This window comes from Bifidobacterium pluvialisilvae, assembly GCF_019331695.1.
Taxonomy (GTDB): domain Bacteria; phylum Actinomycetota; class Actinomycetes; order Actinomycetales; family Bifidobacteriaceae; genus Galliscardovia; species Galliscardovia pluvialisilvae.
Genome location: NZ_JAHBBI010000005.1, coordinates 138,857 through 161,729, shown reverse-complemented (window position 1 = coordinate 161,729; position 22,873 = coordinate 138,857). Strand labels below are relative to the sequence as shown.

The window sequence follows — 22,873 nt, the reverse complement described above, 5'->3', positions numbered from 1 at the left end:
CGCGGACGGCGGCCTCGCCGGGAAGGCGGGGGTCAGCGTCCTTCCGCGATGGACCTGTCGTGGTCGCGGCGGTAGATGTCGGGCTCCACGTAGATCTCGAACCGGTACCACGGCAGCGCGGTGCGCACGGCGTTCTCGATCTTGTCGACGGTCTGCACGTCGTAGTCGCGGTCCAGCTTCGAGGTCTGCACCTTGACGCACAGCAGGATGTCATCCTCTGACATATGAATCGTCTGCATGTTCAGCAGACGTTCCACGCCCGGCGTGGAGGTGACGGCGTCGACGATCTTGGTGCGGGTCTCCGAGTCGACGGTCTCGCCGAGCAGCAGGGAGCCGGACTTGGTGGCCAGGAGCACGGAGCCGACCATGAGCAGCAGGCCGACCATGAGGCCGCCGACCGCATCCCACAGCTCGTCGCCGGTGATGATGGCCACGCCGATGCCGACGCCGGCGAACGCCAGGCCGATGAGGGCGAGCGTGTCCTCCATGATGACGGAGGCGAGCTCGGCCGACTTGGTGCGACGCCAGAACCGCAGGAAGCCGATGCGCTTCATGCCGATGCGGTCCATGCGCTCGCGCGCCTCGAGGATGCTCTTGTGCAGGCCCATGCCCTCGAAGCAGGCGCTGATGACGCAGACCGCCAGGGCGACGGCGAGTTCGAACCGGTTCGCCGTATGCGCGGCCGGGTCGGCGAGCACGAGCTGCATCTTCTTGACGGCCTCGGACGTGGAGTAGAAGCCGCCGACGAAGAACAGCAGCGTGGCTACGACGAACGAGGCGAGGTATTTCGCGCGGTAGAGGCCGAACGGGTGGTCACCGTCGGTCTTGTGGTGCGAGGCCTTCTCGCCGATGATGAGCACGATCTCGTTGGAGCAGTCGGCGGCCGAATGCACGCTTTCGGACAGCATGGCGGACGATCCGGTGAAGATCGCGGCGGCCACCTTGCACACGGCCACGCCGATGTTCGCCGCCAAAGCCGCCTTGACGGCCGCCCCCTTGTGCTCCGGCTCCCTGATTGCGGTCTTCGTCACTGTCTCCGCTGATTCTCCCATCAGCAGCTCACCCTCTCATAATCCATACGTGATGACTCTACGTCATCACACTATAGGCGTCTGCGTGACGACCACCGCGCAAACGCCCATCGGACGGGGCCGAGGTCTCGCGGACGTCGTCAAAAAAAATCAGTTGCCGACTGATGCGGAAGGACGCAGGACGCGGAATCATGGATTCGATAGCGATATCGAAATCACATCAACGAAAGGCTATTTGTTATACAAACGGTTATTTGTATGTCATATAGCTAATTCACTGACATGATTCTCGGTATAGTGGAGTTGACGTCGACAACAGGGTCGACATTGGCGAAAAGGAGAGAACGATGAGTATGAAAACGGTGACGAGGGGCATCGTGGCCTGCCTGACGATCGCGTCCACGGCCATGCTGGGCGGCTGCGGTTCTGGTTCGGGGAACGCGGGAGGCGATTCCGCCAAGTCGACCACGGCGGCGGTGAAGAAGATCGATCTGTCGAAGATCAAGTATTCGGTCGAGTCCACGCCGATCGACGGCATGCGCCAGCTTGCCATGTCCTATACCAACGACACCGGGTTCACGGTGGTCTCGGTGGAGTTGGCATACCGGCAGAAGAGCGACGCCACCGAAGAGCAGAGGACTGCCGCGTTCGCCGAACTGAGGAGGAATCTCGACATGGACGACGAGGGATACGCCTTGGTAAAGGACCAGCCGTTGAAATGCACCAGCGACCTGTTGCTGGAATCGGGCAAGACCGCGGAGAACCGGGGATGTTCCGTGGGCGGTTGGAAGGCCATCGGCGATTTTCTGCCGATCATGGAGCCCGACGTCATGACCGTCTTGTATTTCAAGAGCGCCGACAAGATCGGGCATGCGACCTACGACATGGTCAACAAGAAGACCACCATCGGCAGCGAGGTGAAGGACGCCGTCAATTGGAAGGATGATGCGCTGACCAAGACGCTGCCCAAACCCAAGTCCAGGCTCATCCTTAACAAATACGCCAACGCGGACGACGTCTCCTACGGCGTCTACGGCATCAGTCAGGACCAGTTCAAGCAGTACATCGAATCCTGCAGGGAGAAGGGCTTCACCGAGGAATCCTCCGATGACACGAGTGCATACCTCAACGGCGAGTCGGGAAGCCGCCTGTCATTGACCTACAACGCCGACGAACAGTCGATGGGCATCCAGCTGGCCGCAAAACAGTAGGTCCTCATCCGTTCAACCGCGAAAGGGGCGCGTCCACGGTCCGTCAAACGACGGCGTGGACGCGCCCCTCTGTTTTTACGCGACCCGCCAAGGGTTGCCGTGGAGTGATGCGTGTGGTTTCAACGCGTGGTGGACGAAGGCGTACGATGGTACGTCGAGTCCCCATGCGCCTGCCGTGGGGGTGCCGTGGAATAACGTGTGCGGCGGCAAGGCACGGAAAACGAAGGCGTACGGCGGTACGTCGATTACCCCGCTGTGGGTTGCCGTGGAGTGATGCGTGTGGTTTCAAGGCGTGGTGGACGAAGGCGTACGATGGTACGTCGAGTCTGCCACAACGCAGAAAACACTCCATCACTCCTCGGCAACCAGGTCGAGGTAGTCGTCGCTCCATAGATCCTCATCCCCGTCGGGCATGAGCAGCACGCGTTCGGGGTTGAGCGCCTTGACGGCGCCTTCGTCGTGGGTGACGAGCACGATGGCGCCCTCGTATTTGGCGATGGCTTTGAGGATCTCCTCGCGGGAGGCGGGGTCGAGGTTGTTGGTGGGCTCGTCGAGCAGCAGCACGTTGGCGCGTGAGGTGACGAGCGTGGCGAGCGCGAGTCGGGTCTTTTCGCCGCCGGAGAGCACGTGCGTGGGTTTGAGCGCGTCGTCGCCGGAGAAGAGGAACGAGCCGAGGATGCTGCGCGCCTGGGTGTCGTTGAGGTCGGGGGCGACGTGCGTGAGGTTTTCGAGCACGGTGGCGTCGTTGTCGAGGGTGTCGTGTTCCTGGGCGAAGTAGCCGATCTTGGCGCCGTGGCCGAAGACGACTTCGCCGGTGTCGGGCTTGTCGATGCCGGCGAGGATGCGCAGCGTGGTGGTCTTGCCGGCGCCGTTGTAGCCGAGGATGACGACTCGGGAGCCTTTGTCGATGGCGAGGTTCACGCCGGCGAACACGATGTTGGAGCCGAACGCCTTGGAGATGTCCTTGGCCATGATGGGGGTGCGGCCGCAGGGTGCGGGTTCGGGGAAGCGGATGTCGGCCACCTTCTCCTTCTTCTGCGCCTCGGACGTGTTCTCGAGGAGTTTTTCGGCGCGGCGCATCATGTTTTGGGCGGCGACGGCCTTGGTGGCTTTGGCGTGCAGGCGGATGCCCTGCTTCATGAGGCGTTCGGCCTTCTTTTCGGCGACCTCGCGTTCGCGGCGGCGTCGCTCCTCGTCGACGGCGCGCTGGTGCAGGTAGGCCTTCCATCCGAGGGAGTACATGTCGATCTGGGCGAGTTGGGCGTCGAGATGCCACACCTTGTTGACGACCTCGTCGAGCAGTTCGGTGGAGTGGGAGATGACGAGGAAGCCGCCGTTGAATTTTTTCAGGTAGCCGCGCAGCCATTCGATGGAGTCGGCGTCCAGATGGTTGGTGGGCTCGTCGAGGATCATGGTGTCGGCGTCGGAGAAGAGGATGCGCGCCAGTTCGATGCGTCGGCGCTGGCCGCCGGAGAGGGTGCCGAGTTCGCGTTTGAGCACCTCCTGGTCGAGGCCGAGGCTTTCGGCCATGACGATGGCCTCGGACTGCACGGCGTAGCCTCCGGCGTTCTCGAAGTCCTGCTGCGCCTTGTCGTAGCGTCGCATGGCCTTCTCCATGACGTCGGGGTCCGGGTCGGTCATCTCCTTCTCCGCCTTGCGGATGCGGGTGAGGATGGTGTTGATGTCGCGGGCGCTCATGATGCGGTCGAGCGCGGTCTGATCCTGGTCTCCGGTGTGCGTGTCCTGCGGCAGGTAGCCGAGCTTGCCGGTGACGCGTACCTTGCCGGCGGTGGGCAGCATGGTGCCGGTGATGACGCGGGTGAGCGTGGTCTTGCCGGCGCCGTTGCGGCCGACGAGGCCGATGCGGTCGCCCCTCGCCACGTGGAAGTCCGTGGGGTTGAGCAGCGTGCGTGCCCCGATGCGGATCTCCAGTCCCTGTGCGTCAATTGCCATGGTTCACCTGCCGATTGATAGTCGTGTATCGTCGTTCTCGTAAAAGTCCAACCGTCCATGATACCGAACACCCTGCCGAATCGTCGACGGGCCGGACGAACGTTTAATATTCCATCAACATTTCCTCAACACTCCTTTATGATTCGGCCCATACGGTGGGGCGACGGCAGCAGGGGAACGGAGGGATGATGGCGAAGCGCGGATCGTCCGGGCGGAAGACGCCCGTACTGGAGTCGATGTCGCGCAAGGTGACGGCGCGGCGCGGCGACGGTCTTGCGGGCCGGTCGGCCCGCCTGTATCTCGGATGGCGATCCTGGCACGGCAACGACCGCGTTGCGATCATGGCCGCCGCATCGGTCGCACTGGGCGCGCTGACGATTCTCATCGGCCTGTGGATGCTGCTGCGCAGACGATGGCCGGAACGGGCGATGACGATTGCGGCGGACGGAAAACAGACGGAACAATGAACAGCCATGATGGTAGAACCGGAACGAACGAACCGACCAGTGGAACAACGAGATATGACATTCATCGAATCCAAGCAATCCCAGAAACCACATACCACCTCCGGCCATAAGGAGACCGTGACTCCGACGACCGGCCACCCGATCACCGACCGACAGCGCACGGCGATCTTCGCGGTGCTGCTCGCCGCCTGCATCGCCGGCGCGTTCGCGCAGACCGCATTGACCACCGCACTGCCCGCCATCATGACGAGCCTGAACATCTCGGCGGTGCTCGGCAACTGGCTGACCAGCGGCTTCTCGCTCGCCATGGGTGTGATCATCCCCGCCACCGCCTTCATGATGAAACGGTTCCCGACCAAACCGTTGTTCCTGACCGGCCTCGCGATGTTCGCCGGCGGCCTGCTGCTTGCCGCCGTCTCGACGAGCTTCCCACTGCTCATGGCGGCCCGCATCGTCCAGGCGCTCGGCTCGGGCATCTCCCTGTCGATGACGCAGGTCATCATCCTCGCCCTGTACGCCGAATCCGGCGTCGGCACGGCCATGGGCTTCTACGGGCTCGCGGTCTCCGCCGCGCCGGTCATCGCGCCGACGTTGGCCGGTCTCATGGTCGACCATTGGGGCTGGCAGTCGATCTTCTGGGTGTCCGGCGGCATCTCGCTCATCGTGCTCGTCATCGCGACGCCCCTCATGCGCAACGTGCTGAAGACCTCGAGCGACGCGCATCTCGACGTGCTCTCCTTTATTCTCTCCGCGTTCGGGTTCGCCGGCCTCCAACTCGGCTCCAGCAACCTCGGCGTTCGCCCGTTCGCCAGTCTCGAGGTCGCGGGCGCGCTCGCGCTCGGCTTGGCCTGCCTTGTGGTGTTCGCGATCCGTCAGTTCCATGTCGGCCATCCGCTGCTGCAGCTGCGCATCTTCGCGGTACGCGACTTCACCGTGGCCGTGGCGCTGAGCATGTTTCTGTACGCGGTGCTCATCGCCGGATCCACGATTCTGCCGATCTACATGCAGCAGATGGACGGGGCGTCCGTGACGGTCTCCGCCCTGTCGATGCTGCCCGGATCGCTCGTCATGGCCGTCTCCTCGCCGGTGACCGGGCGCGTGTTCGACCGGTTCGGCATCCGTCCGCTCGCGGTCGGCGGCATGGCATTGCTGGCTGTGACGATGGTCCCGTTCGGCTTCCTGACCGACGCGACACCGATCTGGTGGATCGCTCTCGTGTTCGCCGTGCGCTCGGTCGCCGTGGCGATGGTGATGATGCCCGCCGCCACATGGGGGCTCGCCTCGGTCGAACGCCGTTACGCCAGCGATGCGAGCGCCCTGCTCACCTCGCTGCGTACAATCGCCGGCGCGCTCGGCTCGGCCATATTCGTGGCCGTCATGGTCGCCTGCGGAAACAATCCGGTCGGCGTCAACGTGGCGTTCTGGGCCATGATCGCGCTCACGGCGGTCGGCTTCGTGATGGCCGTCGTCTTCTGCCGCAAACGGTGACTATCGCCACGGGCGGTGAGACGGCCGGGCTTCGTCCGATGACCGGTGTATGAACACGAAGGTCACACGCGTGAACCGAACGCTGCCGTGAACACCCGTCACACGTATCGTTATGGCACGTACGGTTGTCGTGGACAACGTAGGCGACAGGGAAGCGAGGAGCGAAGGACCATGCGAAAGGGACGGCGAACCGAATCCATATTGGGACGCGACGTGCTGCTCATCATGACGGCGGCGTTCTTCTACATGGGCAGCTCCATGCTGGTCACGCCCATCATCGTCGGCTATTCGCATCACCTGGGCGCCAATGGCGAGATGGCCGGCCTGGTGGCGGGCGCCATGAACACCGTCTCGCTGTTCCTCCGCCCCGTTGCCGGCACGGCCGCCGACCGCATCAGCAAACGGCGCATGGTCGGGTTCGGCGCATGCTGTCTGATTGCCGCCAACGTCTGGTACGCATGCGCGTCGTCCCCCACGGCGCTGCTGTTTGCCCGCATCGTCAACGGCGTGGGCTTCTCCTGCGTCTCCGTATGCCTCGCCACCTGGCTCACCTCGCTGATTCCGCTGGAGCACATCGGCAAGGGCATGGGCTACTACGGCATGGTCAACGCCCTGGCGATGGCCGTCGGACCCGCGTTGGGCATCAAGGTGCAGCAGATGGCGGGATACCGCGGCTCATGCGTCGTATCAACGGTGATGGCCGTGCTGATGGCCGTGATCGTCATGCTGGTGCGCGACGGCGGCGCGCCCAGGCCGGCTGCGACCGCCACCTCTCCGGCGAATCCTCCGACTTCGACGAAGCATGGGTTCCGGGCCGTGCTCGACGCCATCGTCTCGGTGCGCGCGATTCCCGTCACCCTGATCTTCATGTTGTTCGCGATCCCGTACTGCGCCACACAGTCCTACATCGTCACCTACGTGCATGCGCGTAGTCTCGCCGTCGAGACGAGCCTGTTCTTCCCCTGCTACGCGGTCGCGCTGCTGGTCCTGCGCATGGCGATGCGCAACCTGTTCGACCGCCTGTCGTTCGCCTGGTTCCTTGCCGCATGCTCACTGTGCATGGCCGGCACGCTGCTGGCGCTCGCCGTCATGCGCGGCGACGTCGTCATGATGGTGGCCGCGCTGTGCATGGCCGGCTCCTATGGGCTGATGAATTCGGTGGCGCAGTCGTCGGCCGTGCGGTTGGGCGGCGCCGGACACAGCGGCCAGGCGAACGCCACGTTTTATATCGGTCTCGACCTGGGCATGGCATTGGGGCCGATGATCGGCGGCATGCTGTATGCGCGGGTCGACATCCAGTGGTTCTTCCCCGTGATGCTGGTGGTCGTGCCGTTGGCGGTCATCGTCTATCTCGCCTTCGGCCGTCGCGCCGAGCGCGCGGCGATGTGGTCCGCGCTCTGACCGGTGTGTTTTACGGCCGCTGCGTCGTCGGGCCGGCGATTTCGGCGACGGCGGCCGCGAAATCACGGACTGCCGACGTGGGCGTGGGGGAGTAGAGCAGACCGTACGGCACGGTGATGTCCCAGTCCATCGGAATCAGACGGATGGACGGATGGAAGTTGGCCCAGATGCTCTTCGCCAGCAGCAGATCGCCGGACTGCGCGCATTCGTTGAACACGTCGAACTCGTAGCGTTTGAGGTCGACGAGCGTGACGTCGGGATTCCCCGCGAGGATGGCCCGTGCCTCGTCCATAACGTCGCCTCCGCCGACCGGGGGCAGGTGCACGCGCTGGCCGGCGAGTTCGTTGAGGGTGAGCCGGGCGCGGTTCGCCAGAGGATTGGACAGCGGCACGCCCATGCACAGCCGGTATTCGGCCAGTTGCAGCACCTGGCACGGGTGATGCCAGTCGTTGCGGGAGAATCCCGTGACCACCACGTCCACGGTGTCGCCCAGATGGTCGAGCTCATAGAGGAACCCGTCCGGCGCATCCGACAATGGCACAAGCTCCAGCCGGATCGGTGGCCGGTGTGCCGCCATGGCCGGGGCGAGCCGGGGCCACAGGTCCAGCAGCGCCGTGGCCGGACGCAGCAGGGAGACGCCGATCCGGATGCTCTCACCGCCGTGCTCCAGCCGCCGCGCCCGACGCAGCGCATGCTCGCAGTCCCGGATGATGTCGCGGGCATCGGCGACCAGCGCCGTGCCGGAGTCGGTGAGCGTGACGCCGCCGCGGCCACGATGGAACAGCGTGAGACGATGCTCCCGTTCGAAGCCGGTGACCTGCTTGATGAGCGCCGGCGTGGAGATGTGCAGTCGGGCCGCCGCCCGGCCGAAGCTGCCAAGCTCGGCCGCCGCGAGAATCGCGTCCAGTCTCCTGTCGTACATCGTCGGCTCCTTCCGTGATCGCTGTGATGCGCACACGTCTCGGCTCCCCTTGTCAGGGGAGCTGTCTCGCAGTGACTGAGGGGTAGTCGACGCCCCTCGTCGTGAACATGGCACCGCACTCATCGGCCGGAACGTGATGGCTTTGCCGTGATTGTACAGGACTCCATGAACTTATGGTTCATGCCTCATAAACCATAATCATCCACGAACGGCGACATTCCAATGCTGTCTGACGATATCATGGCTGATGCAATAACCAGAACGATATAACGACTCCATCATTCCACAACCAGCCATGATCGATACCATCGAAACGCATACGTTCCAGTCCACCCGTCTGTCGTCGGCTCTCGCCACGTCCGCCGCCGCGGTCGCCTCGTTCCTCGCCGGCATGGACGTGCTCATCGTCAACGTCGCCCTGCCCACCATCGCCGCGCAGCTCGGCGGCGACATGGCCGTCCAGCAGTGGGTGGTCGACGGCTACACGCTCCTGTTCGCCGCGCTGCTGCTCCTGGCCGGCAGCCTTACGGACCGGTTTGGCGCAAAACGGCTGTTCATCGCCGGCGCCGCCCTGTTCGGCGTCGCATCGCTGTTCTGCACGTTCGCCGTCTCGATGACGACGCTCGTCGTCGGCCGCTGCGTGCTCGGCGTCGCCTCGGCGCTGATTCTGCCCGCCTCGATGGCGCTCATCAACGAGGCCAATCCGAATCCGAAACGCCGCGCGTGGGCGCTGGCCCTGTGGGGTGCGGGTGGCGCGTCGGCATCCGCGGTGGGTCCGCTGCTCGGCGGTCTGCTCACGCCGGTCCACTGGAGTCTCGTGTTCGCCATCAACGTGCCGTTCTGCCTGATGATCCTCGCCGCATGCCGCCGGATCGCCCCGTCGCCGACGCGGCCGCGCCGGTTCGACTGGACGGGGCAGACGCTCGCGCTCGTCGGCCTGTCCGCGCTGGTGGCCGGCATCATCGAGGTCGGCCCGCTCGGCCTTGCGCATCCGGCCACGCTCACACTGCTGGTCGTGGGCGTGGCGACACTCGTCGCGTTCCTGGTCTCGCAGGCGAAGGCCGCGGCCCCGATGATGCCGTTGGGCCTGTTCCATGTACGCGACATGCAGGTCGCATTGCAGATCGGCTTCATCATGATCTTCAACTGGTACGGCATGGTGTTCATCTGCACGATGTTCCTGCAGAACCAGCTGCATATGGGCGCGTTCGCCGCCGGGCTCGTGTTCGTGCCGTCCGCGTTCGTCACCATCCTCGGCAACGTCGTCGGCGGGCGGATCATCACCGCGCGCGGCTCGAAGTTCTCGATCACGCTGGGCCTTGCCGTCATGATCGCCGGATTCCTGATCGAGTTCCTCGCGCCTGCGCCGATTCCCGTCGGGGTCATCACCGTGGGGCTGGGCGTCGTCGGGTTCGGCGCGGCCATCACCACGCCGGCCGCCGCGGGCGTGGTGCTCAAGAGCGTGGATGGCTCGCAGGCCGGCATCGCCTCCGCCATGTTCAACACGTTCCGCCAGGTCGGCGGCGCGATCGGCGTGGCCGTGTTCGGCGTCGTCGCCACGTTCCTGCCGTCGCTCGACGTGGCGTTGCGCGTCGTCTTCCTCGCCTCGGCCCTGCTGCTCGTCTGGGTGTTGCTGTTCGAACTCACACGATGGAGGGATCGTTAAGGGATCTCCTCGTGCCTGCGTCTACTATCGTTGGTGTATCCAAGGCATCGGAGGATGGCGGACGGAACGGAGTGATGGTCGATGGACGGTGGAAGTGCGGGACAGGGGCGACCCATACCCACGCCTGAAACCGTCGAGGCCCTGTACCGCACCATGGCGGGGGAACTCGGGCCGACCGGATGGTGGCCGGCGGACACCGTGTTCGAGATCATGGTGGGCGCGGTGCTCACCCAGAACACGGCATGGGGCAATGTGGACCGTTCGCTTGCGGCGCTGAAGTCGGAAGGCGCGCTCGAACCCCATGCGTTGATGAGCATGGACCGGATGCGCCTGCAGGAGCTGATACGGCCGTCGGGCTTCTACGTCAACAAGTCCAGAGCGGTGCAGACGCTGAGCCGGTGGTATGTGGAGCGCTGCGGGGCGAGGCCCGATGGTGTCGCGGACGTGCCCGACGCCGAGCTGCGGGCCGAACTGCTCGGCCTGTTCGGCGTCGGCGGCGAGACGGCCGACGATCTGATGCTGTACGTGTTCTCCCGCCGCACCTTCGTGGCCGACACCTACGCGCGGCGTCTGTTCGCGTTCCTTGGATTCGCGGTTCCGGCCGGCTATGCGGCGTTCCACAGGGCCTATTCGCCCGTGGTGCTGGGCACGAACCTGACCGTCGCTGATCTGCAGGAGTTCCACGGACTCATCGACGAATTCGGCAAACAGTACCGCGACGACGCGATGAAACGCGGATCGTTCCTTGCGGGTTGGGACGCATGAGCCGGGAGGCGCGGCCGTGCGCGGCCTGGTCGGGGTCGTACCGCGCGTTCAAATCGGACGACGCCGAATGGTCGGACCGTGTCGTCAGTCCGCGTCGGCACGCCACAGCATCTCGATGTGGGGGATGCCGTCCTCGAGGAATTCGTCGGAGACCTGCGTGAAGCCGAGCTTCTCGTAGAAGCCCTTGGCGTAGGACTGCGCCTCGATGCGCACGCTGCGCGCGCCGGCGCGTTCCTGCGCGACCTGCAGTCCGGCTTTGACGATAAGTGCTCCCAGGCCCTGACCGCGCCGAGTCGTCAGCACGCGGCCTATCGCCGTTTCGGGGAAGGTGACGCCGGCATCGACCACCCGGCAGTAGGCGGCGATGCCGGCATCATCGTGCATGAACACATGCCAGCAGTGCGGGTCGACGTCGTCGATGTCCTGATACGGGCAATGCTGCTCGACCACGAACACCGACATGCGCACCCGAAGCATGTCGTAGAGTTCGTGCGCATCCAGTTCGTCAAAACGCTTGATCGTCAATTCCATGACGCTCAAGTATACAAACGCGGTGCCGGCGAAGCTGCGGATTCGGGATGGCTCAGTCCCTGAGTCCCCTGGTGAGGGGGATGAGCGTGAGCAGCAGCACGATGCTGACGAGTCCGACGATGATGCCGAGGATGAGCATGTTCCAGATCATCGTCATGCACATGCCGACGCCGAGGGCGAGCGCGCCGACGATGGCCAGGAGCGTGATGCCGATCGTCCGTCCGCTCAGCGGGACGATCATCGGCTTGCCTTCCATTCTGCGACGGACCATGAGCATGATGGCCAGCACGACCAGTCCGACGGCTCCGATGACGATGCCCTGATTGAAGGCGTGCCATTCGGGCAACAGTCCCATGCACATGCCGATGGCGAACAGCACGCCGCCGATGGTGCCCAGAATCATGGAGATGAAGTTCTTCTTCGTCATGATGACGACCTTTCTCGTTTTCTCGTGAAATATGTTGCAATCCTTCCGACGGGACGTTCCCGTCGTGATTGACGGTTCACAGGCTACGGTTCGACTTCCTGCCGATTGCTCATGGACTGTTGACAACTCATGAAACGGCGTACCAAGCGTGGAAAATTCTCGCAAAGCCTCGAGAACCGTTGCGATCGTTGGCTTTTCGTACCTCGTTAACACTTGATCAACGTCGCGTTGACGAATCTCCCTAGAGTCGGCCGCATGGATGAATCATGTGTCTGCGAGCGAGGGGAGCTTACTGTGGGACGGCAATCGACGGGCGCGGCCCCGGACTTCGTCGGCTACGAATACACGTCCGTGCGCGTAGGTGGCGCGCACGAGTCGATGGTGGTCGACGCCTACCGGAATTTCGGCTGGCTTCCGGACGGTTTCGGGCGCGGCGGCATGCTGAACTTCAAACGCGACCGGAATCTGCTGAACCGTACCAAGCTGATCCGTCTGCAACGTCAGTTCGACGCGCACATGCGCGAGCTGGAGACCTTGGAGCAGGCGCCCGTCCGCAAGTCGTCGATCGTCGGTCTGTGCGTCGGATTGGTGGGATGCGTGTTCCTCGGCGGGGCCACGTTCGCGTATCTGAATGGGCTCATGGTCCTGATGGTCGCGCCTGCGGTTCCGGGATTCCTGTGCTGGCTGGGCGCAGGTCTGCTCGCCAAACGGATGCGCAGGATCACGGTCGAACGCAACGGGCCGGCGATCGAGCTCGACGAGCTGGTGCTGCGCGTCGAGGCGCTGCTGCGTCGCGCGGGTATCGAGGAAAACAAACAGCTCAAGGTGGGCGGGCTGGTGCTCGACGCGGGGGAGATGTCGGCCCAGTGGGACGGCAGACCGGTGGAACTGACCGTGCGCGAGTTCAACATCCTGTACAAGCTGCTGAGCTACCCGCGTCAGGTGTTCTCGCGCGGCCAGCTCATGGACGAGTTCTGGGGTCAGGACGCGGACAACAACCTGCGCGTCACCGACGTGTATATCACGCGCCTGCGCGCCAAGTTCGCCGACTGCCCGTATTTCACCATCCAGACCGTTCGCGGACTCGGCTACAAGGCCGTGCCGAACCAGTGAGTCGGCTCTGGGCACGGAATCGATCGATTCGTGACGGATGGACGAGGGGAGAATGATGGACGATAGGGAACAACCGGTCAGGCCCGCCAGGCATAGCATGGTCTCCGGCCCGTTGTCCGGCTGGATCGTGCTAACGATTTCGTCTCGAACGTAAGCCATGAGATTTGAAATCCTTTGGCCGTTATCAAGAACTACGCGACCATGATGCGCGACGTGGATATGGACAAGACCCGTCGTGAGGAATGCGCGAGAACCATCATCGCCGCATCCGAGCGGCTCGACACACTGGTCGCCAACATCCTCAAGCTCAACAAGCTCTAAAGCTAGGCCATCGTCTCCCATGCGGTCGATTACGATCTGACCCGCCAGCTGACCGACGAGATCCTCACGCTCGACGAACTGTTCACAACCAGGAACATCGACTTGGATTGAGACATGGAGGACCGTGCGATGGTGCACGCCGACCCCGGCATCACCACGCTCATCTGGAGCAACATCCTCGGCAACGCGCTCAAATACACCGAACCCGGTGGTCACGTGAGCGTGCGCCAGCGTTCGGCGCAGGGTGCGGGCGGCACGCAGCCGGGCATGGTGTCGGTCGAGATCAGCGACGACGGTTGCGGCATGACAGCCGACGGGATCGCCCACATGTTCGACAAGTTCTACCGGGGTGACACCCCGCGCGCCTCGCAGGGCAACGGCCTCGGCATGGCGATGGTCGGACGCGCCGTGGACCTGAGTCGCGGCTTCATCGACGTAGACAGCGCCAAAGGCAAAGGCACCACCATCACCGTACATATTCCCGCCGCGAAACGGCGGGCGAACGTTCACTAGCCTCACACGCGTTTCGCCTCCCGTTTTTTTCGTGGAGTGTTCGGACGATGACACGTTGGATGGCGTCGGCAACGTACCGCACTCGTCGTTTGTCCACGGCTTCGTGTTGTCTATATGTCGAAACACTTAAACATTTAGACCTCTGAACATAGGAGAGCGTTATGTCGGCGACGAGCGCATTGAACGTAGCCAAACCATTGACCTTGCCCTGTGGCGTCACGGTGAAGAACCGTTTTTACAAATCGGCCATGAACGAGGCGCTTGCCGGCCGGGATTGCGCGCCCGCCGAGGAACATGTGCAGCTGTACCATCGTTGGGCCATGGGCGGGGCGGGCGTGCTGGTGACCGGCAACGTGATGGTCGACCGCACGCAGCTCGGCGAGCCGGGCAACGTGGCCGTCGAAGACGAACGCGACCTCAACATGCTGCGACGATGGGCCAAGGCCGGCACCGGCGATGGCACGCACTGCTGGATGCAGATCAACCATCCCGGACGCCAGTCGCCGGCCACCATCAACCCGCATCCGTACGCACCCAGCGCCGGAGAACTGGATGGCGATTACGCGCGGTTCTTCGCGCCGCCGCGCGAGCTGACCGTGACGCAGATCCGCGACATCGTGCGCCGTTTCGCCACCACGGCCGGCATCGCCAAAAAGGCCGGATTCACGGGCGTGGAAATCCACGCCGCCCATGGCTATCTCATCAACCAGTTCCTTTCGCCGCTCGACAACCGCCGTACGGACGAATACGGCGGCAGTCTGGAGAACCGGGCGCGATTCCTGTTCGAAGTCGTCGCCGCGGTGCGCGAGGCGGTCGGCCCGAAGTTCCCGGTCGCGGTGAAAATCAACTCCAGTGATGCGCCCATCGCGGCCACAGCCAGCGCCCCCGAAGGCGCGCCAGCCGGGTTCGACGAGGAAGAATCCATCTGGGTGATTCGGCGGCTGGACGAGATGGGCGTGGACCTCATCGACATCTCCGGCGGCACCCTGGAGAAGCCCGTGATCCAAACCACCACCGGAGCCAGGGAAGATGAGCGACGGGGCGTGTACTTCACCGAATTCGCCAAGCGCCTCAAAGGCGTGGTACGCGCGCCGATCGCCCTGACCGGCGGATTCCGTAGCGCCGACGATATGGAGACCGCACTGAACAGCGGCATCACGCAGATGATCGGCATCGCGCGGCCGCTGGTGATCATGCCCGGCCTGCCGAACCGCATCATACGTAACGCCTGGCGCGGCACCGTGCGGTTGCCGTGGATCACCACCGGCATCAAGGCGCTCGACAAGGCATTCGGCGGCGTGCTGGTCATCAGCTGGTTCGAGCTGCAGATGAACCGCATAGGACAGGGCAGAAGGCCGAATCCGAGCATCGGCGGACTGCGGGCCCTTCTGTTCGCCATACGCCAGCACGGGTTCGGCGCGCTCGCGCCACGCCGGCGCAAGGGACACCGGTGAGGAGCGCCATGTCGGCCGGATCGGCCGCTCGTCGCCGGCCATGGCGATACTGGAACGCAATACGAGGAAAAGAGGTACGGAAATGATGGCTGACGACACCACGGCACAGGCAGGCCAGGAACGGTGCGACGAGCCGATTCGCAGCCTGGAGATCCTCAACCAGTGCATTCCTCTATTCGAGACCCTCAAGGACCCCAACCGCCAGCAACTGCTCGTGCGGCTCGTCTCCGGCGGCCCGCAGACCGTGGGTGAGCTGGCCGATTCCTCAGCGCTGTCTCGTACGGCCGTCTCGCACCACATCAAGCTGCTTGCGCAGGCGGGTCTCATCGAGATCAACAAGGACGCCACGCGCCGCATCTGCTCCGTGAACGCCGACCGATGGCTGCCGCTGCTCGACGAACTGTCCGCCGCACTGAAGGCCGACCTCGCCGCGGCCGAACAATACCGGGCCGGCAGGTAGTCTCCGGAGGCGGCGCCCGCAGTTTTTCCTTCCCCCGGTTCGTCCATTCGCGTGGGCGGCCAGGCCCTGCCATGCCCTTTTCGCGCTGTTGCGCGCCCTGTTCATGGTTTTCGCATCCCTTCCGCATCCGCGCTCCGGCGTAGCCCGCGCGGATTTCCCAATGACGCCGGTCCGCCGCTGAGACGCGCGGACCCGACCAAGGAGACCCCCCACATGTCCTCCATCCTGTATCGGCTCGGCCGCCTGATGTCACGCAGACGGCGGACCGTATTCGTCGCCTGGCTGCTCGTCCTCGTCCTGGCCGTCACTTCGATGGCAACGATGTCCAAGGGCACCAACGACGAATTCGCCATCCCCGGCTCCGAATCCCAGAGCGCACTCGACCATCTCAAGCACGTGTTCCCGGAGGTCTCGGGAACATCGGCGCAGATCGTCGTGGTCACGCCGGACGGCAAGCCCGTCGACACGCCCGCGAACCGTACGGCCGTCGGCGAGCTTGCCGAAAGGATCGGGGACTACGATCAGGTCGCGCTGGCCGCCGACCCCTTTTCGGACACCGTGAAGGATGCGGTATCGGAAGACGGTCGCGCCGCGATCGTCGCCATCCAGTTCGATGTCCCCGTCAACGACCTCAGGCCCGAGACCAAGGCCCGGATCGAATCGGACGGCGAATGGCTCCGCCAGAGACTCGGCGACGGCACCGAGGTCCATGTGGGCGGCAGCGCGTTCAGCAACGCCATCCCCGCACTGTCGCCGACCGAAGGCGTCGGCCTGCTCATCGCGCTCGTCGTGCTGCTGCTCACGTTCGGCTCGATGATCGCGGCGGGCATGCCGCTGCTCACCGCGATCATCGGCGTCGGGGTCGCCGTGGCATCCATCTACGCCGCGACCGCGTGGACGACCATCTCGTCCACCGCGCCCATGCTGGCGGTGATGCTCGGCCTGGCGGTCGGCATCGACTACGCGCTGTTCCTGATCTCGCGCCACCGCGACCAGCTGACGCAGGGGCTCGACGTGGAGGAGTCGGTCGCCCGCTCCGTCGCGACCGCCGGATCGGCCGTGATCTTCGCCGGCCTTACGGTCGTGATCGCCCTGCTGGGCCTGTCGGTCGCGGGCATTCCGTTCCTGACGACGATGGGTCTTGCGGCCGCATTCGGCGTAACCGTGGCGGTGGCCGTGGCCGAGACGCTCGTGCCTGCGCTGATGGCGTCCGCGGGCGAACGGCTGCGACCGCGCACCCGTGCTGGCCGTGAAACATCCCGGCACCGTCCTGCCAACCGGTTCGCCCGGTTCTGGGTGCGCATGGCCACCGCCAGGCCGCTGGCCACCGTGGTGGTGATCGTCGCCGCATTGGCCGCGATGTCCGTGCCGGCCGGCCAGCTGCGTCTGGCCCTGCCGGACAACGGTGTGGAGGAGACGGGAACCCCTGCCCGCAGCGCATACGACGCGATCGGCGAGCATTTCGGCCCGGGCTTCAACGGTCCGCTCATCGTCACGGCGGACATCATCCAAAGCACCGACCCGATCGGACTGGTGAATGATCTGGCCGACGAGATCCGCGCCATCCCCGGCGTCAAGTCCGTGCCGCTCGCCACCCCGAACCCGAAGGGAGACACCGGCATCATCCAGATCGTACCGGAGACCGGCCCGTCCGACCCGCGCACCGAACGGCTCGTGCAGACACTGCGTGACAAGGAGGCGCACTTCGCCGACAAGTACGATACGCAGACCGCCGTCACGGGCATCACCGCCGTGGCGATCGACGTGTCGGCCAAGCTCGGCGGTGCGCTGCTGCCGTTCGGCATGCTGGTCGCTGGCCTGTCGCTGGTGCTGCTCGCCATGGTGTTCCGTTCGATCTGGGTGCCCGTCAAGGCCACCGTCGGCTACCTGCTGTCGGTGCTGGCCGCATTCGGCGCCACCTCATGGGTGTTCCAGCTCGGCCATGGCGCAGACCTCATTGGCGTGCAGCGTGTGGGCTCGGTCATCAGCTTCCTGCCGATCATCCTCATGGGCGTGCTGTTCGGCCTGGCCATGGACTACGAGGTGTTCCTCGTCTCGCGCATCCGCGAGCATTACGCCCGCCACGGCGACGCCCGGGCCGCGATCACCGAGGGGTTCGCGGCGGCCAGCCGGGTCGTGGTCGCCGCCGCGACGATCATGTTCGCCGTGTTCGCAGCATTCATTCCGGAAGGGTCCGCCACAATCAAGCCAATCGCGTTCTCACTGGCCGTGGGCGTGTTCGTCGACGCGTTCATCGTCCGGCTGACGTTCGTGCCCGCCGTGCTCGCCCTGCTTGGCAAACGCGCGTGGCACCTGCCGGCGGCGATTGACCGGCGGCTGCCGGTGTTCGACGCCGAAGGCGACGGCCTGTCGCAGGAGCTCAGGCTGCGGGACTGGCCGGCCCCGGACTCGCACGAGTCGATCAGCGCCGCCAGGTTGTCGGCGGACGACGACCGCGGGACCCCGCTATTCGAAAACCTCGACGTGCACGTGCCCGACGGAGGCGTGCTGGTGATCGAGGGCGCCGGCGTCAACGGCAAATCGGCGCTGCTGTGCACCCTGGCCGGACGCGTCACCACGTTCCGCGGCGACCTCAAGGTGCTCGGACGGGTGCTGCCGCAGCATGCGGGCAAGGTCCGGCAGGCCGTGGTCCTGGTCGGATGCGCGAACGTCCCCGGCCCGCTCGACGCGGTCGACCGGGCCCTCGCCGACCACGCCCGCATCGTCTTCCTGGACGACGCCGACGCGGTCCTCTACCCCGGGGCCCGCACCCGTCTGCGGGAGATGGTCGCCGCAAGGGCGGCCGGCGCAGCCCCCGTCACCTACGTGATGACCTGCCAGAACGCCGCGCAGCTTGCCGACATCCTGCCGGCAGATGGCGTCACGATCTTGTCCATGGGCGCCGCCGGCCACCGACGCCGCGTCTGACACCAAGGAGCCGAAACCATGTCTCTGATTCCCGAATCCATGAGGGCGTTCCTCACGCCCGTCTCCGCGTCGAACGACGGGGAGCGCATCACCCTGCGCCAGTGGCTGGCGGTCGTGCTGATCCCCGTGCTCATGATGGCCCTGTGCACCGGGGCCTTCCTCGCGCCCAAGACGAACCATGGCACGGCCATGGCCGCCGTCGTCAACAACGACGAGCCGGTCACGGTCAACGGCCAGACCCTGCCGATGGGACGGCAGCTCGCAGCCCAACTCACCCACGCCGACGACTCCGCCTACACGTGGGTGCTCACGGACGCGGCAGACGCGGACAGCGGGCTGGACAGCGGCGCATACGCGGCGAAGGTCACGATTCCGAAGGACTTCTCCGAGCGGATCGCCGCGTCGGCTAAGGCCACCACCAGCGGCGACGTCGGCAAGGTCGCGCAGGGGCTGGTGCGGTTCGACGCATCCACGGCCTCCGGCGTGCTCGACCCCGACGCCAGCGGCGCTTCGGCACAGGGCATCCGCGCCGAACTCGACGACATGATTCTCACCACCTATCTGGAGAACGTCTACACCGGGTTCAACACCCTGCACGACGGCATCGCCACGGCCTCGGACGGCGCGAAGGATCTGCACGGCGGCACGTCCCGGCTCGCCGACGGCATCGGACAGCTGAAGGACGGTTCGGGCAAGCTCGTCACCGGTTCCGACCGGCTCGCCGACGGACTCGAAGACGCGGCCAAGCAGACCAAGACACTGCCCGAATCCACCAGGCAGCTGGCCGACGGCGCACGCCAGGTAGCCGACGGCAACCGGCAGATCGCCGACGCCGTGGCGCCGGCCGCCAATCAGGCGATTCGCACGATCGACACCACGCCGTCCGCCACCGGCGTCATCAGCCAGCTGCGGCCGCTGGCGCAGCAGTGCCGCGATGCCGACGCCCCCGCCGACCTATGCGACGGCATCGAGGAGGCCCTGTCGCAGGCGCGCACCGCAGCCCAAAGCATCGACGGCGCCAAGGCCGACGCGAGGAACGCCATCGTCACCGCGCGCGACTCCGTGAACCGGCTCGCGGACGGCTCGCGGCAGGTCGCCGACGGAGCCAAGCAACTCGCCGACGCCACGCCCGCGCTGCAGACCGGCATCGCCTCGGCGGCCGCCGGCGCCAGGCAGCTGGCCGACGGCACGGCCGATCTCGACACCGGCGTCGCCCAACTGGGCGAGGGCGCCGGCAAACTCGACGACGGCTCCAAGCGGCTGGCCGACGGCCTCGGCGACGCGCTCGGGCAGATACCGACCTTCAGCCGGTACGCGCGCACCAGACTCGCGGACACCGTGGCGCAGCCCAGCCGCATCGACGCCTCCGCACCGTCCACCGGCGTCATGGCGGTCACGTTCCTGATCACTCTGGCCCTCTGGGGACTCGCCCTGGCCACCTACGTGTTCACTCGCGCACTGCCGCGGGACATCCTCACCTCCCGCAAGCCGACATGGCAGTTGGTGTCCAAGGCCGTGCTACCCGGCACGCTGATGGCGGTCACCGGAGCGGCGGCCATCGGCGTCATCGCGTGGATGGCGCTGCGCCTTGACGCCGGGCATGGCATGGGCATGCTGCTGGCGGCGATCGTCACGGCGTTCACGTTCGGTGCCATCAACCAGGCGTTGGCCGGCAGCTTCGGCCAAGGAGGGCGAATCGCCTCGATGCTGATGATGGTGCTGACCGTGGCCACGGGCGTGGTCTCCACGATTCCCGCATGGCTCGCCGGTGTGGTCCCGCTGCTGCCGACCCATGCCGCGACGACGATCCTGCGTGCCGTCGTCACCGGGTCCGGCGTCGCCGCCGCGCCGATCGCCACGCTCGTGGTCTGGTGGCTGGCCGGCTTCGCGATCTGCATCGGCATGACCGCACGACGTCGCATGCTCGACCCGCGCCAGCTGCGCCCCCGAACCCTTGCCGACGGCCTCGACTGACGGTCTGGGGTTCAACGCCGATCTGGCATGACCCACGTTCATTCATATGACAAACGCCGCATTTCCAGAATACGGTTTGTCGCAATATGCCCGCAAGGCATGGTTGGACATGGGATGACACTATTGGATATTGCGGCGTGGATGCGGTGTAATGCAAGACATCGGATATTGGCTTCAGACGGTTGAGGTCGGTAGAACGATACATATCAGGAATGTCGTCGAAAGGATCTTGCCATGAGCAAGCGTATGCTCGTCACGTACTTCTCCGCCAGCGGGACCACCCGCACGGTCGCCGAACGTCTCGCGCACGCCATCGGGGCCGATCTCAAGGAGATCGTGCCTGCCGAGCCGTATACGCCGGCCGACCTCGACTGGCGCGACTCCGCCAGCCGCACCAGCGTGGAGCACGCGCATCGCGAGATGCGCCCGGCCCTGGCCGAGCCGATTGATGTGGAGCCCTACGACGTGGTGTTCGTCGGCTACCCGCTGTGGTGGGAGACCGCGCCGCGCGTGGTGCGCACGTTCCTCGAAAGCGAGGACTGGAAGGGCAGGACCATCGTCACGTTCGCCACCTCCGGCTCCAGCACGCGCGGCGCCGACGGCGTGCAGCTGCACGATTCCGCGCCCGCCGCCCATTGGGTGAACGGCCGCCGCATCGCCGTCTCCGAAAGCGAATCCAAGCTCGCCAAGTGGGTCGAAGGATTGAACCTCTGACTTGCGGTATTCCGCACCGTATCAATCCCGCACGGCGAAACCGGCTGCTCTGATGCGGTCCCGCATGTCCTTGACGATGGACAGGCACTGGGTACGTGGAATGCCGGCGCGGACTCCGATGCCGGTCAGATCGTCGGTGGTGATTCCACGGCCCTTGCCGTTGACCGCCGTGGTGTGCTCGCCGTTGATGCCCGGGTTCTCGGTCAGATCGTAGGCGGGGGAGAGCCGCCAGACGCCGTGTTCCCGGTCGTACAGGTAAGAGAAGTTCTTCGCATGGTCGTCGCGGTTGCCGATGAACACGTTGAAGCACATGAGCCGGTACATGCGCTCGCATTCCTCGACGCTGTCGGTCATGCGCATGGTCAGGCGCATGAGCAGACCGTAATCCAGATTGGCGATGCGGTGCGAGGTCTCCAGCAGGCCTCCGGCGGACACCATGTGCGTTTTGCGGGCGGTTCCGTCGAGGTCTCGCGTTCTGTCGAATCGTTTGACTCCGAAGTACCCGACGCACTGGTCGGATGGGAACAATCGCGTTTCCGGCATGGCGACGCCGCATTCCCGTGCGAGGTTCGAGATGCGGTATTCGGTCTCCCCGATGTCGGACGGGTCCATGGACGATGGGAATTTGATGATCCAATCCTCGCCGTCGATGACGGTGAGGACCTTAGGACGTGCGCCGCCGGATGAACCGCCGAGAGCGAACAGCCGGTCGAGGTCATCCGAGAAATCGGTGTTCAGCAGTCGGAGGCTCTCCTGTGCAAGCGCGTCGAGATCGAGCGAATCCGCCGATTCGTCTTCGATGGTCGTTGCGGGTTCGTATTCCAATGCGCCCATGCCGCCGTCTCCCACGATCGACAGGCGCGGCAGCAGGCCGACGGAATACGGGTCGATGCCATGCCGACGCAGCATGCGGTCGGTGAGCAGGCGTCCCCAACCGTCGGGCATGCTGTCGTCGAACACGCCGAACATGCCGTTCAACGGGTCGCGTTTCGCCACGAACACCCCGGCCCTCAGTGGAAGGTTCAATGGGCTGATGGAGAATCCGTGCGCAAGCCAGCCCCGGTCGTACGCGAAGGCCAGAGTTCGTTCCGGCGACATGGTGAGCATTCCCACCGTTTCGCCGGCATACACGACCCGTACCCGATCGATGTTCGGCAGCGGCCTCGTCATGCGCGTCTCCCATCACGTCGGGCGGCGTTGGCGACGTCGTCGATGGTCTCGTAATACGGCTGCGAGAACAACGCGTCGAAGTCCCGCTCGCAATTGAGGGCGAACGCGATGTTCACCAGTGAACCGAAGGAGATTTCATGCAGCTGCTCGAACCGTCTGACCGATCCCAGGCTTACACCGGACTTCTGTGCCAGCGCCGCCTGCGTCAGACCATGTTCCTTGCGTCGTTTGATCATACGATCCGCCACGGCGGCCATCACATCGCCTGGCATGGATTCATCAAGCAACTCAAACATACTCATATATTAGCAAAAACAGTAAAAAAACAGTAATATTACTAATATATGCGTACTATAATAACAGT

Annotated in this window: 21 protein-coding genes; 14 read left to right on the top strand and 7 right to left on the bottom strand. The window is 64.9% G+C overall.

Annotated features, from left to right (window positions below):
- Positions 1–32: 32 nt before the first annotated feature.
- Entirely contained in the window at positions 33–1,052 is a 1,020-nt protein-coding gene (locus tag KIH77_RS05730; RefSeq protein ID WP_219100138.1) for a cation diffusion facilitator family transporter, read from the bottom strand.
- A gap of 326 nt (positions 1,053–1,378) precedes the next feature.
- Between KIH77_RS05730 and KIH77_RS05725 the strand changes: the two genes are divergently transcribed.
- Entirely contained in the window at positions 1,379–2,242 is an 864-nt protein-coding gene (locus tag KIH77_RS05725; protein WP_219100137.1) for a DUF6591 domain-containing protein, read from the top strand.
- A 351-nt stretch (positions 2,243–2,593) separates the two neighbouring features.
- Here the strand turns inward: KIH77_RS05725 and KIH77_RS05720 are convergent, their stop codons facing one another.
- Positions 2,594–4,195: an ABC-F family ATP-binding cassette domain-containing protein gene (locus tag KIH77_RS05720; RefSeq protein ID WP_219100136.1), complete on the bottom strand. Its 1,602-nt coding sequence runs from the start codon at positions 4,193–4,195 to the stop codon at positions 2,594–2,596.
- 185 nt (positions 4,196–4,380) lie between these two features.
- On the opposite strand from KIH77_RS05720, the gene KIH77_RS05715 reads away from it, so the two are divergent.
- The 3 genes from KIH77_RS05715 to KIH77_RS05705 all read left to right on the top strand — a co-directional run bounded on the left by KIH77_RS05715 (position 4,381) and on the right by KIH77_RS05705 (position 7,551).
- Complete coding sequence (locus KIH77_RS05715; RefSeq protein WP_219100135.1) at positions 4,381–4,662, top strand: hypothetical protein; 282 nt, start codon at positions 4,381–4,383, stop codon at positions 4,660–4,662.
- 54 nt (positions 4,663–4,716) lie between these two features.
- On the top strand, positions 4,717–6,150 hold the full coding sequence (locus tag KIH77_RS05710) for an MFS transporter (protein ID WP_219100134.1): 1,434 nt from the start codon (positions 4,717–4,719) through the stop codon (positions 6,148–6,150).
- A 171-nt stretch (positions 6,151–6,321) separates the two neighbouring features.
- A complete protein-coding gene (locus tag KIH77_RS05705; RefSeq protein WP_219100133.1) occupies positions 6,322–7,551 on the top strand; it encodes an MFS transporter in 1,230 nt (409 codons plus the stop codon).
- Between the two features lie 10 nt (positions 7,552–7,561).
- Here KIH77_RS05705 and KIH77_RS05700 read toward each other — a convergent pair whose 3' ends face one another.
- Entirely contained in the window at positions 7,562–8,473 is a 912-nt protein-coding gene (locus KIH77_RS05700) for a LysR family transcriptional regulator (RefSeq protein ID WP_219100132.1), read from the bottom strand.
- Positions 8,474–8,768: 295 nt separating this feature from the next.
- Between KIH77_RS05700 and KIH77_RS05695 the strand changes: the two genes are divergently transcribed.
- Together KIH77_RS05695 and KIH77_RS05690 are read left to right on the top strand one after the other, a co-directional pair.
- Positions 8,769–10,139, top strand: a complete 1,371-nt coding sequence (locus KIH77_RS05695) for an MFS transporter (protein WP_219100131.1) — start codon at positions 8,769–8,771, stop codon at positions 10,137–10,139.
- An 81-nt stretch (positions 10,140–10,220) separates the two neighbouring features.
- Positions 10,221–10,904, top strand: a complete 684-nt coding sequence (locus KIH77_RS05690) for an endonuclease III domain-containing protein (protein ID WP_219100130.1) — start codon at positions 10,221–10,223, stop codon at positions 10,902–10,904.
- Positions 10,905–10,988: 84 nt separating this feature from the next.
- On the opposite strand, the gene KIH77_RS05685 is transcribed toward KIH77_RS05690, so the two are convergent.
- Together KIH77_RS05685 and KIH77_RS05680 are read right to left on the bottom strand one after the other, a co-directional pair.
- The gene (locus KIH77_RS05685) at positions 10,989–11,435 is read right to left on the bottom strand and encodes a GNAT family N-acetyltransferase (RefSeq protein ID WP_219100129.1); all 447 of its coding nucleotides are present in this window, start codon (positions 11,433–11,435) and stop codon (positions 10,989–10,991) included.
- 52 nt (positions 11,436–11,487) lie between these two features.
- The gene (locus KIH77_RS05680; RefSeq protein ID WP_219100128.1) at positions 11,488–11,862 is read right to left on the bottom strand and encodes a hypothetical protein; all 375 of its coding nucleotides are present in this window, start codon (positions 11,860–11,862) and stop codon (positions 11,488–11,490) included.
- 255 nt (positions 11,863–12,117) lie between these two features.
- Here KIH77_RS05680 and KIH77_RS05675 point away from each other — a divergent pair, with 255 nt between their 5' ends.
- The 8 genes from KIH77_RS05675 to KIH77_RS05645 all read left to right on the top strand — a co-directional run bounded on the left by KIH77_RS05675 (position 12,118) and on the right by KIH77_RS05645 (position 21,339).
- The gene (locus tag KIH77_RS05675) at positions 12,118–12,975 is read left to right on the top strand and encodes a winged helix-turn-helix domain-containing protein (RefSeq protein WP_219100127.1); all 858 of its coding nucleotides are present in this window, start codon (positions 12,118–12,120) and stop codon (positions 12,973–12,975) included.
- Between the two features lie 174 nt (positions 12,976–13,149).
- A complete protein-coding gene (locus KIH77_RS10445) occupies positions 13,150–13,296 on the top strand; it encodes a histidine kinase (RefSeq protein WP_236024501.1) in 147 nt (48 codons plus the stop codon).
- Positions 13,297–13,410: 114 nt separating this feature from the next.
- Positions 13,411–13,809, top strand: coding sequence for a sensor histidine kinase (locus KIH77_RS10440; protein WP_236024500.1), 399 nt, complete (start codon positions 13,411–13,413; stop codon positions 13,807–13,809).
- Positions 13,810–13,970: 161 nt separating this feature from the next.
- Positions 13,971–15,263 (top strand): NADH:flavin oxidoreductase/NADH oxidase family protein, encoded by a 1,293-nt coding sequence (locus KIH77_RS05665; protein WP_219100126.1) that lies wholly within the window; start codon positions 13,971–13,973, stop codon positions 15,261–15,263.
- Between the two features lie 82 nt (positions 15,264–15,345).
- Positions 15,346–15,723: an ArsR/SmtB family transcription factor gene (locus KIH77_RS05660; RefSeq protein ID WP_219100125.1), complete on the top strand. Its 378-nt coding sequence runs from the start codon at positions 15,346–15,348 to the stop codon at positions 15,721–15,723.
- Between the two features lie 213 nt (positions 15,724–15,936).
- Entirely contained in the window at positions 15,937–18,651 is a 2,715-nt protein-coding gene (locus tag KIH77_RS05655; RefSeq protein ID WP_219100124.1) for an MMPL family transporter, read from the top strand.
- Positions 18,652–18,669: 18 nt separating this feature from the next.
- Complete coding sequence (locus tag KIH77_RS05650) at positions 18,670–20,625, top strand: YhgE/Pip domain-containing protein (protein ID WP_219100123.1); 1,956 nt, start codon at positions 18,670–18,672, stop codon at positions 20,623–20,625.
- 234 nt (positions 20,626–20,859) lie between these two features.
- Entirely contained in the window at positions 20,860–21,339 is a 480-nt protein-coding gene (locus KIH77_RS05645; RefSeq protein WP_219100122.1) for a flavodoxin, read from the top strand.
- 21 nt (positions 21,340–21,360) lie between these two features.
- Here the strand turns inward: KIH77_RS05645 and KIH77_RS05640 are convergent, their stop codons facing one another.
- Both KIH77_RS05640 and KIH77_RS05635 read right to left on the bottom strand, forming a co-directional pair.
- Entirely contained in the window at positions 21,361–22,509 is a 1,149-nt protein-coding gene (locus KIH77_RS05640; protein ID WP_219100121.1) for a type II toxin-antitoxin system HipA family toxin, read from the bottom strand.
- Positions 22,506–22,811, bottom strand: coding sequence for a helix-turn-helix domain-containing protein (locus KIH77_RS05635; RefSeq protein WP_236024498.1), 306 nt, complete (start codon positions 22,809–22,811; stop codon positions 22,506–22,508). Before KIH77_RS05635 ends, KIH77_RS05640 begins: the two co-directional genes overlap by 4 nt.
- Between the last annotated feature and the right edge of the window lie 62 nt (positions 22,812–22,873).

What these genes read in the sequence shown, in the direction of transcription:
- KIH77_RS05725 (WP_219100137.1), top strand. Translation starts at nt 1,379, where the DNA reads ATGAGTATGAAAACGGTGACGAGGGGCATCGTGGCCTGCCTGACGATC.
- KIH77_RS05710 (WP_219100134.1), top strand. Translation starts at nt 4,717, where the DNA reads ATGACATTCATCGAATCCAAGCAATCCCAGAAACCACATACCACCTCC.
- KIH77_RS05685 (WP_219100129.1), bottom strand. Translation starts at nt 11,435, where the DNA reads ATGGAATTGACGATCAAGCGTTTTGACGAACTGGATGCGCACGAACTC.
- KIH77_RS05635 (WP_236024498.1), bottom strand. Translation starts at nt 22,811, where the DNA reads ATGAGTATGTTTGAGTTGCTTGATGAATCCATGCCAGGCGATGTGATG.
- KIH77_RS05700 (WP_219100132.1), bottom strand. Translation starts at nt 8,473, where the DNA reads ATGTACGACAGGAGACTGGACGCGATTCTCGCGGCGGCCGAGCTTGGC.
- KIH77_RS05720 (WP_219100136.1), bottom strand. Translation starts at nt 4,195, where the DNA reads ATGGCAATTGACGCACAGGGACTGGAGATCCGCATCGGGGCACGCACG.
- KIH77_RS10440 (WP_236024500.1), top strand. Translation starts at nt 13,411, where the DNA reads ATGGAGGACCGTGCGATGGTGCACGCCGACCCCGGCATCACCACGCTC.
- KIH77_RS05655 (WP_219100124.1), top strand. Translation starts at nt 15,937, where the DNA reads ATGTCCTCCATCCTGTATCGGCTCGGCCGCCTGATGTCACGCAGACGG.
- KIH77_RS05660 (WP_219100125.1), top strand. Translation starts at nt 15,346, where the DNA reads ATGATGGCTGACGACACCACGGCACAGGCAGGCCAGGAACGGTGCGAC.
- KIH77_RS05715 (WP_219100135.1), top strand. Translation starts at nt 4,381, where the DNA reads ATGATGGCGAAGCGCGGATCGTCCGGGCGGAAGACGCCCGTACTGGAG.
- KIH77_RS05675 (WP_219100127.1), top strand. Translation starts at nt 12,118, where the DNA reads ATGGATGAATCATGTGTCTGCGAGCGAGGGGAGCTTACTGTGGGACGG.
- KIH77_RS05665 (WP_219100126.1), top strand. Translation starts at nt 13,971, where the DNA reads ATGTCGGCGACGAGCGCATTGAACGTAGCCAAACCATTGACCTTGCCC.
- KIH77_RS05695 (WP_219100131.1), top strand. Translation starts at nt 8,769, where the DNA reads ATGATCGATACCATCGAAACGCATACGTTCCAGTCCACCCGTCTGTCG.
- KIH77_RS05640 (WP_219100121.1), bottom strand. Translation starts at nt 22,509, where the DNA reads ATGACGAGGCCGCTGCCGAACATCGATCGGGTACGGGTCGTGTATGCC.
- KIH77_RS05680 (WP_219100128.1), bottom strand. Translation starts at nt 11,862, where the DNA reads ATGACGAAGAAGAACTTCATCTCCATGATTCTGGGCACCATCGGCGGC.
- KIH77_RS05730 (WP_219100138.1), bottom strand. Translation starts at nt 1,052, where the DNA reads ATGGGAGAATCAGCGGAGACAGTGACGAAGACCGCAATCAGGGAGCCG.
- KIH77_RS05705 (WP_219100133.1), top strand. Translation starts at nt 6,322, where the DNA reads ATGCGAAAGGGACGGCGAACCGAATCCATATTGGGACGCGACGTGCTG.
- KIH77_RS05645 (WP_219100122.1), top strand. Translation starts at nt 20,860, where the DNA reads ATGAGCAAGCGTATGCTCGTCACGTACTTCTCCGCCAGCGGGACCACC.
- KIH77_RS05650 (WP_219100123.1), top strand. Translation starts at nt 18,670, where the DNA reads ATGTCTCTGATTCCCGAATCCATGAGGGCGTTCCTCACGCCCGTCTCC.
- KIH77_RS05690 (WP_219100130.1), top strand. Translation starts at nt 10,221, where the DNA reads ATGGACGGTGGAAGTGCGGGACAGGGGCGACCCATACCCACGCCTGAA.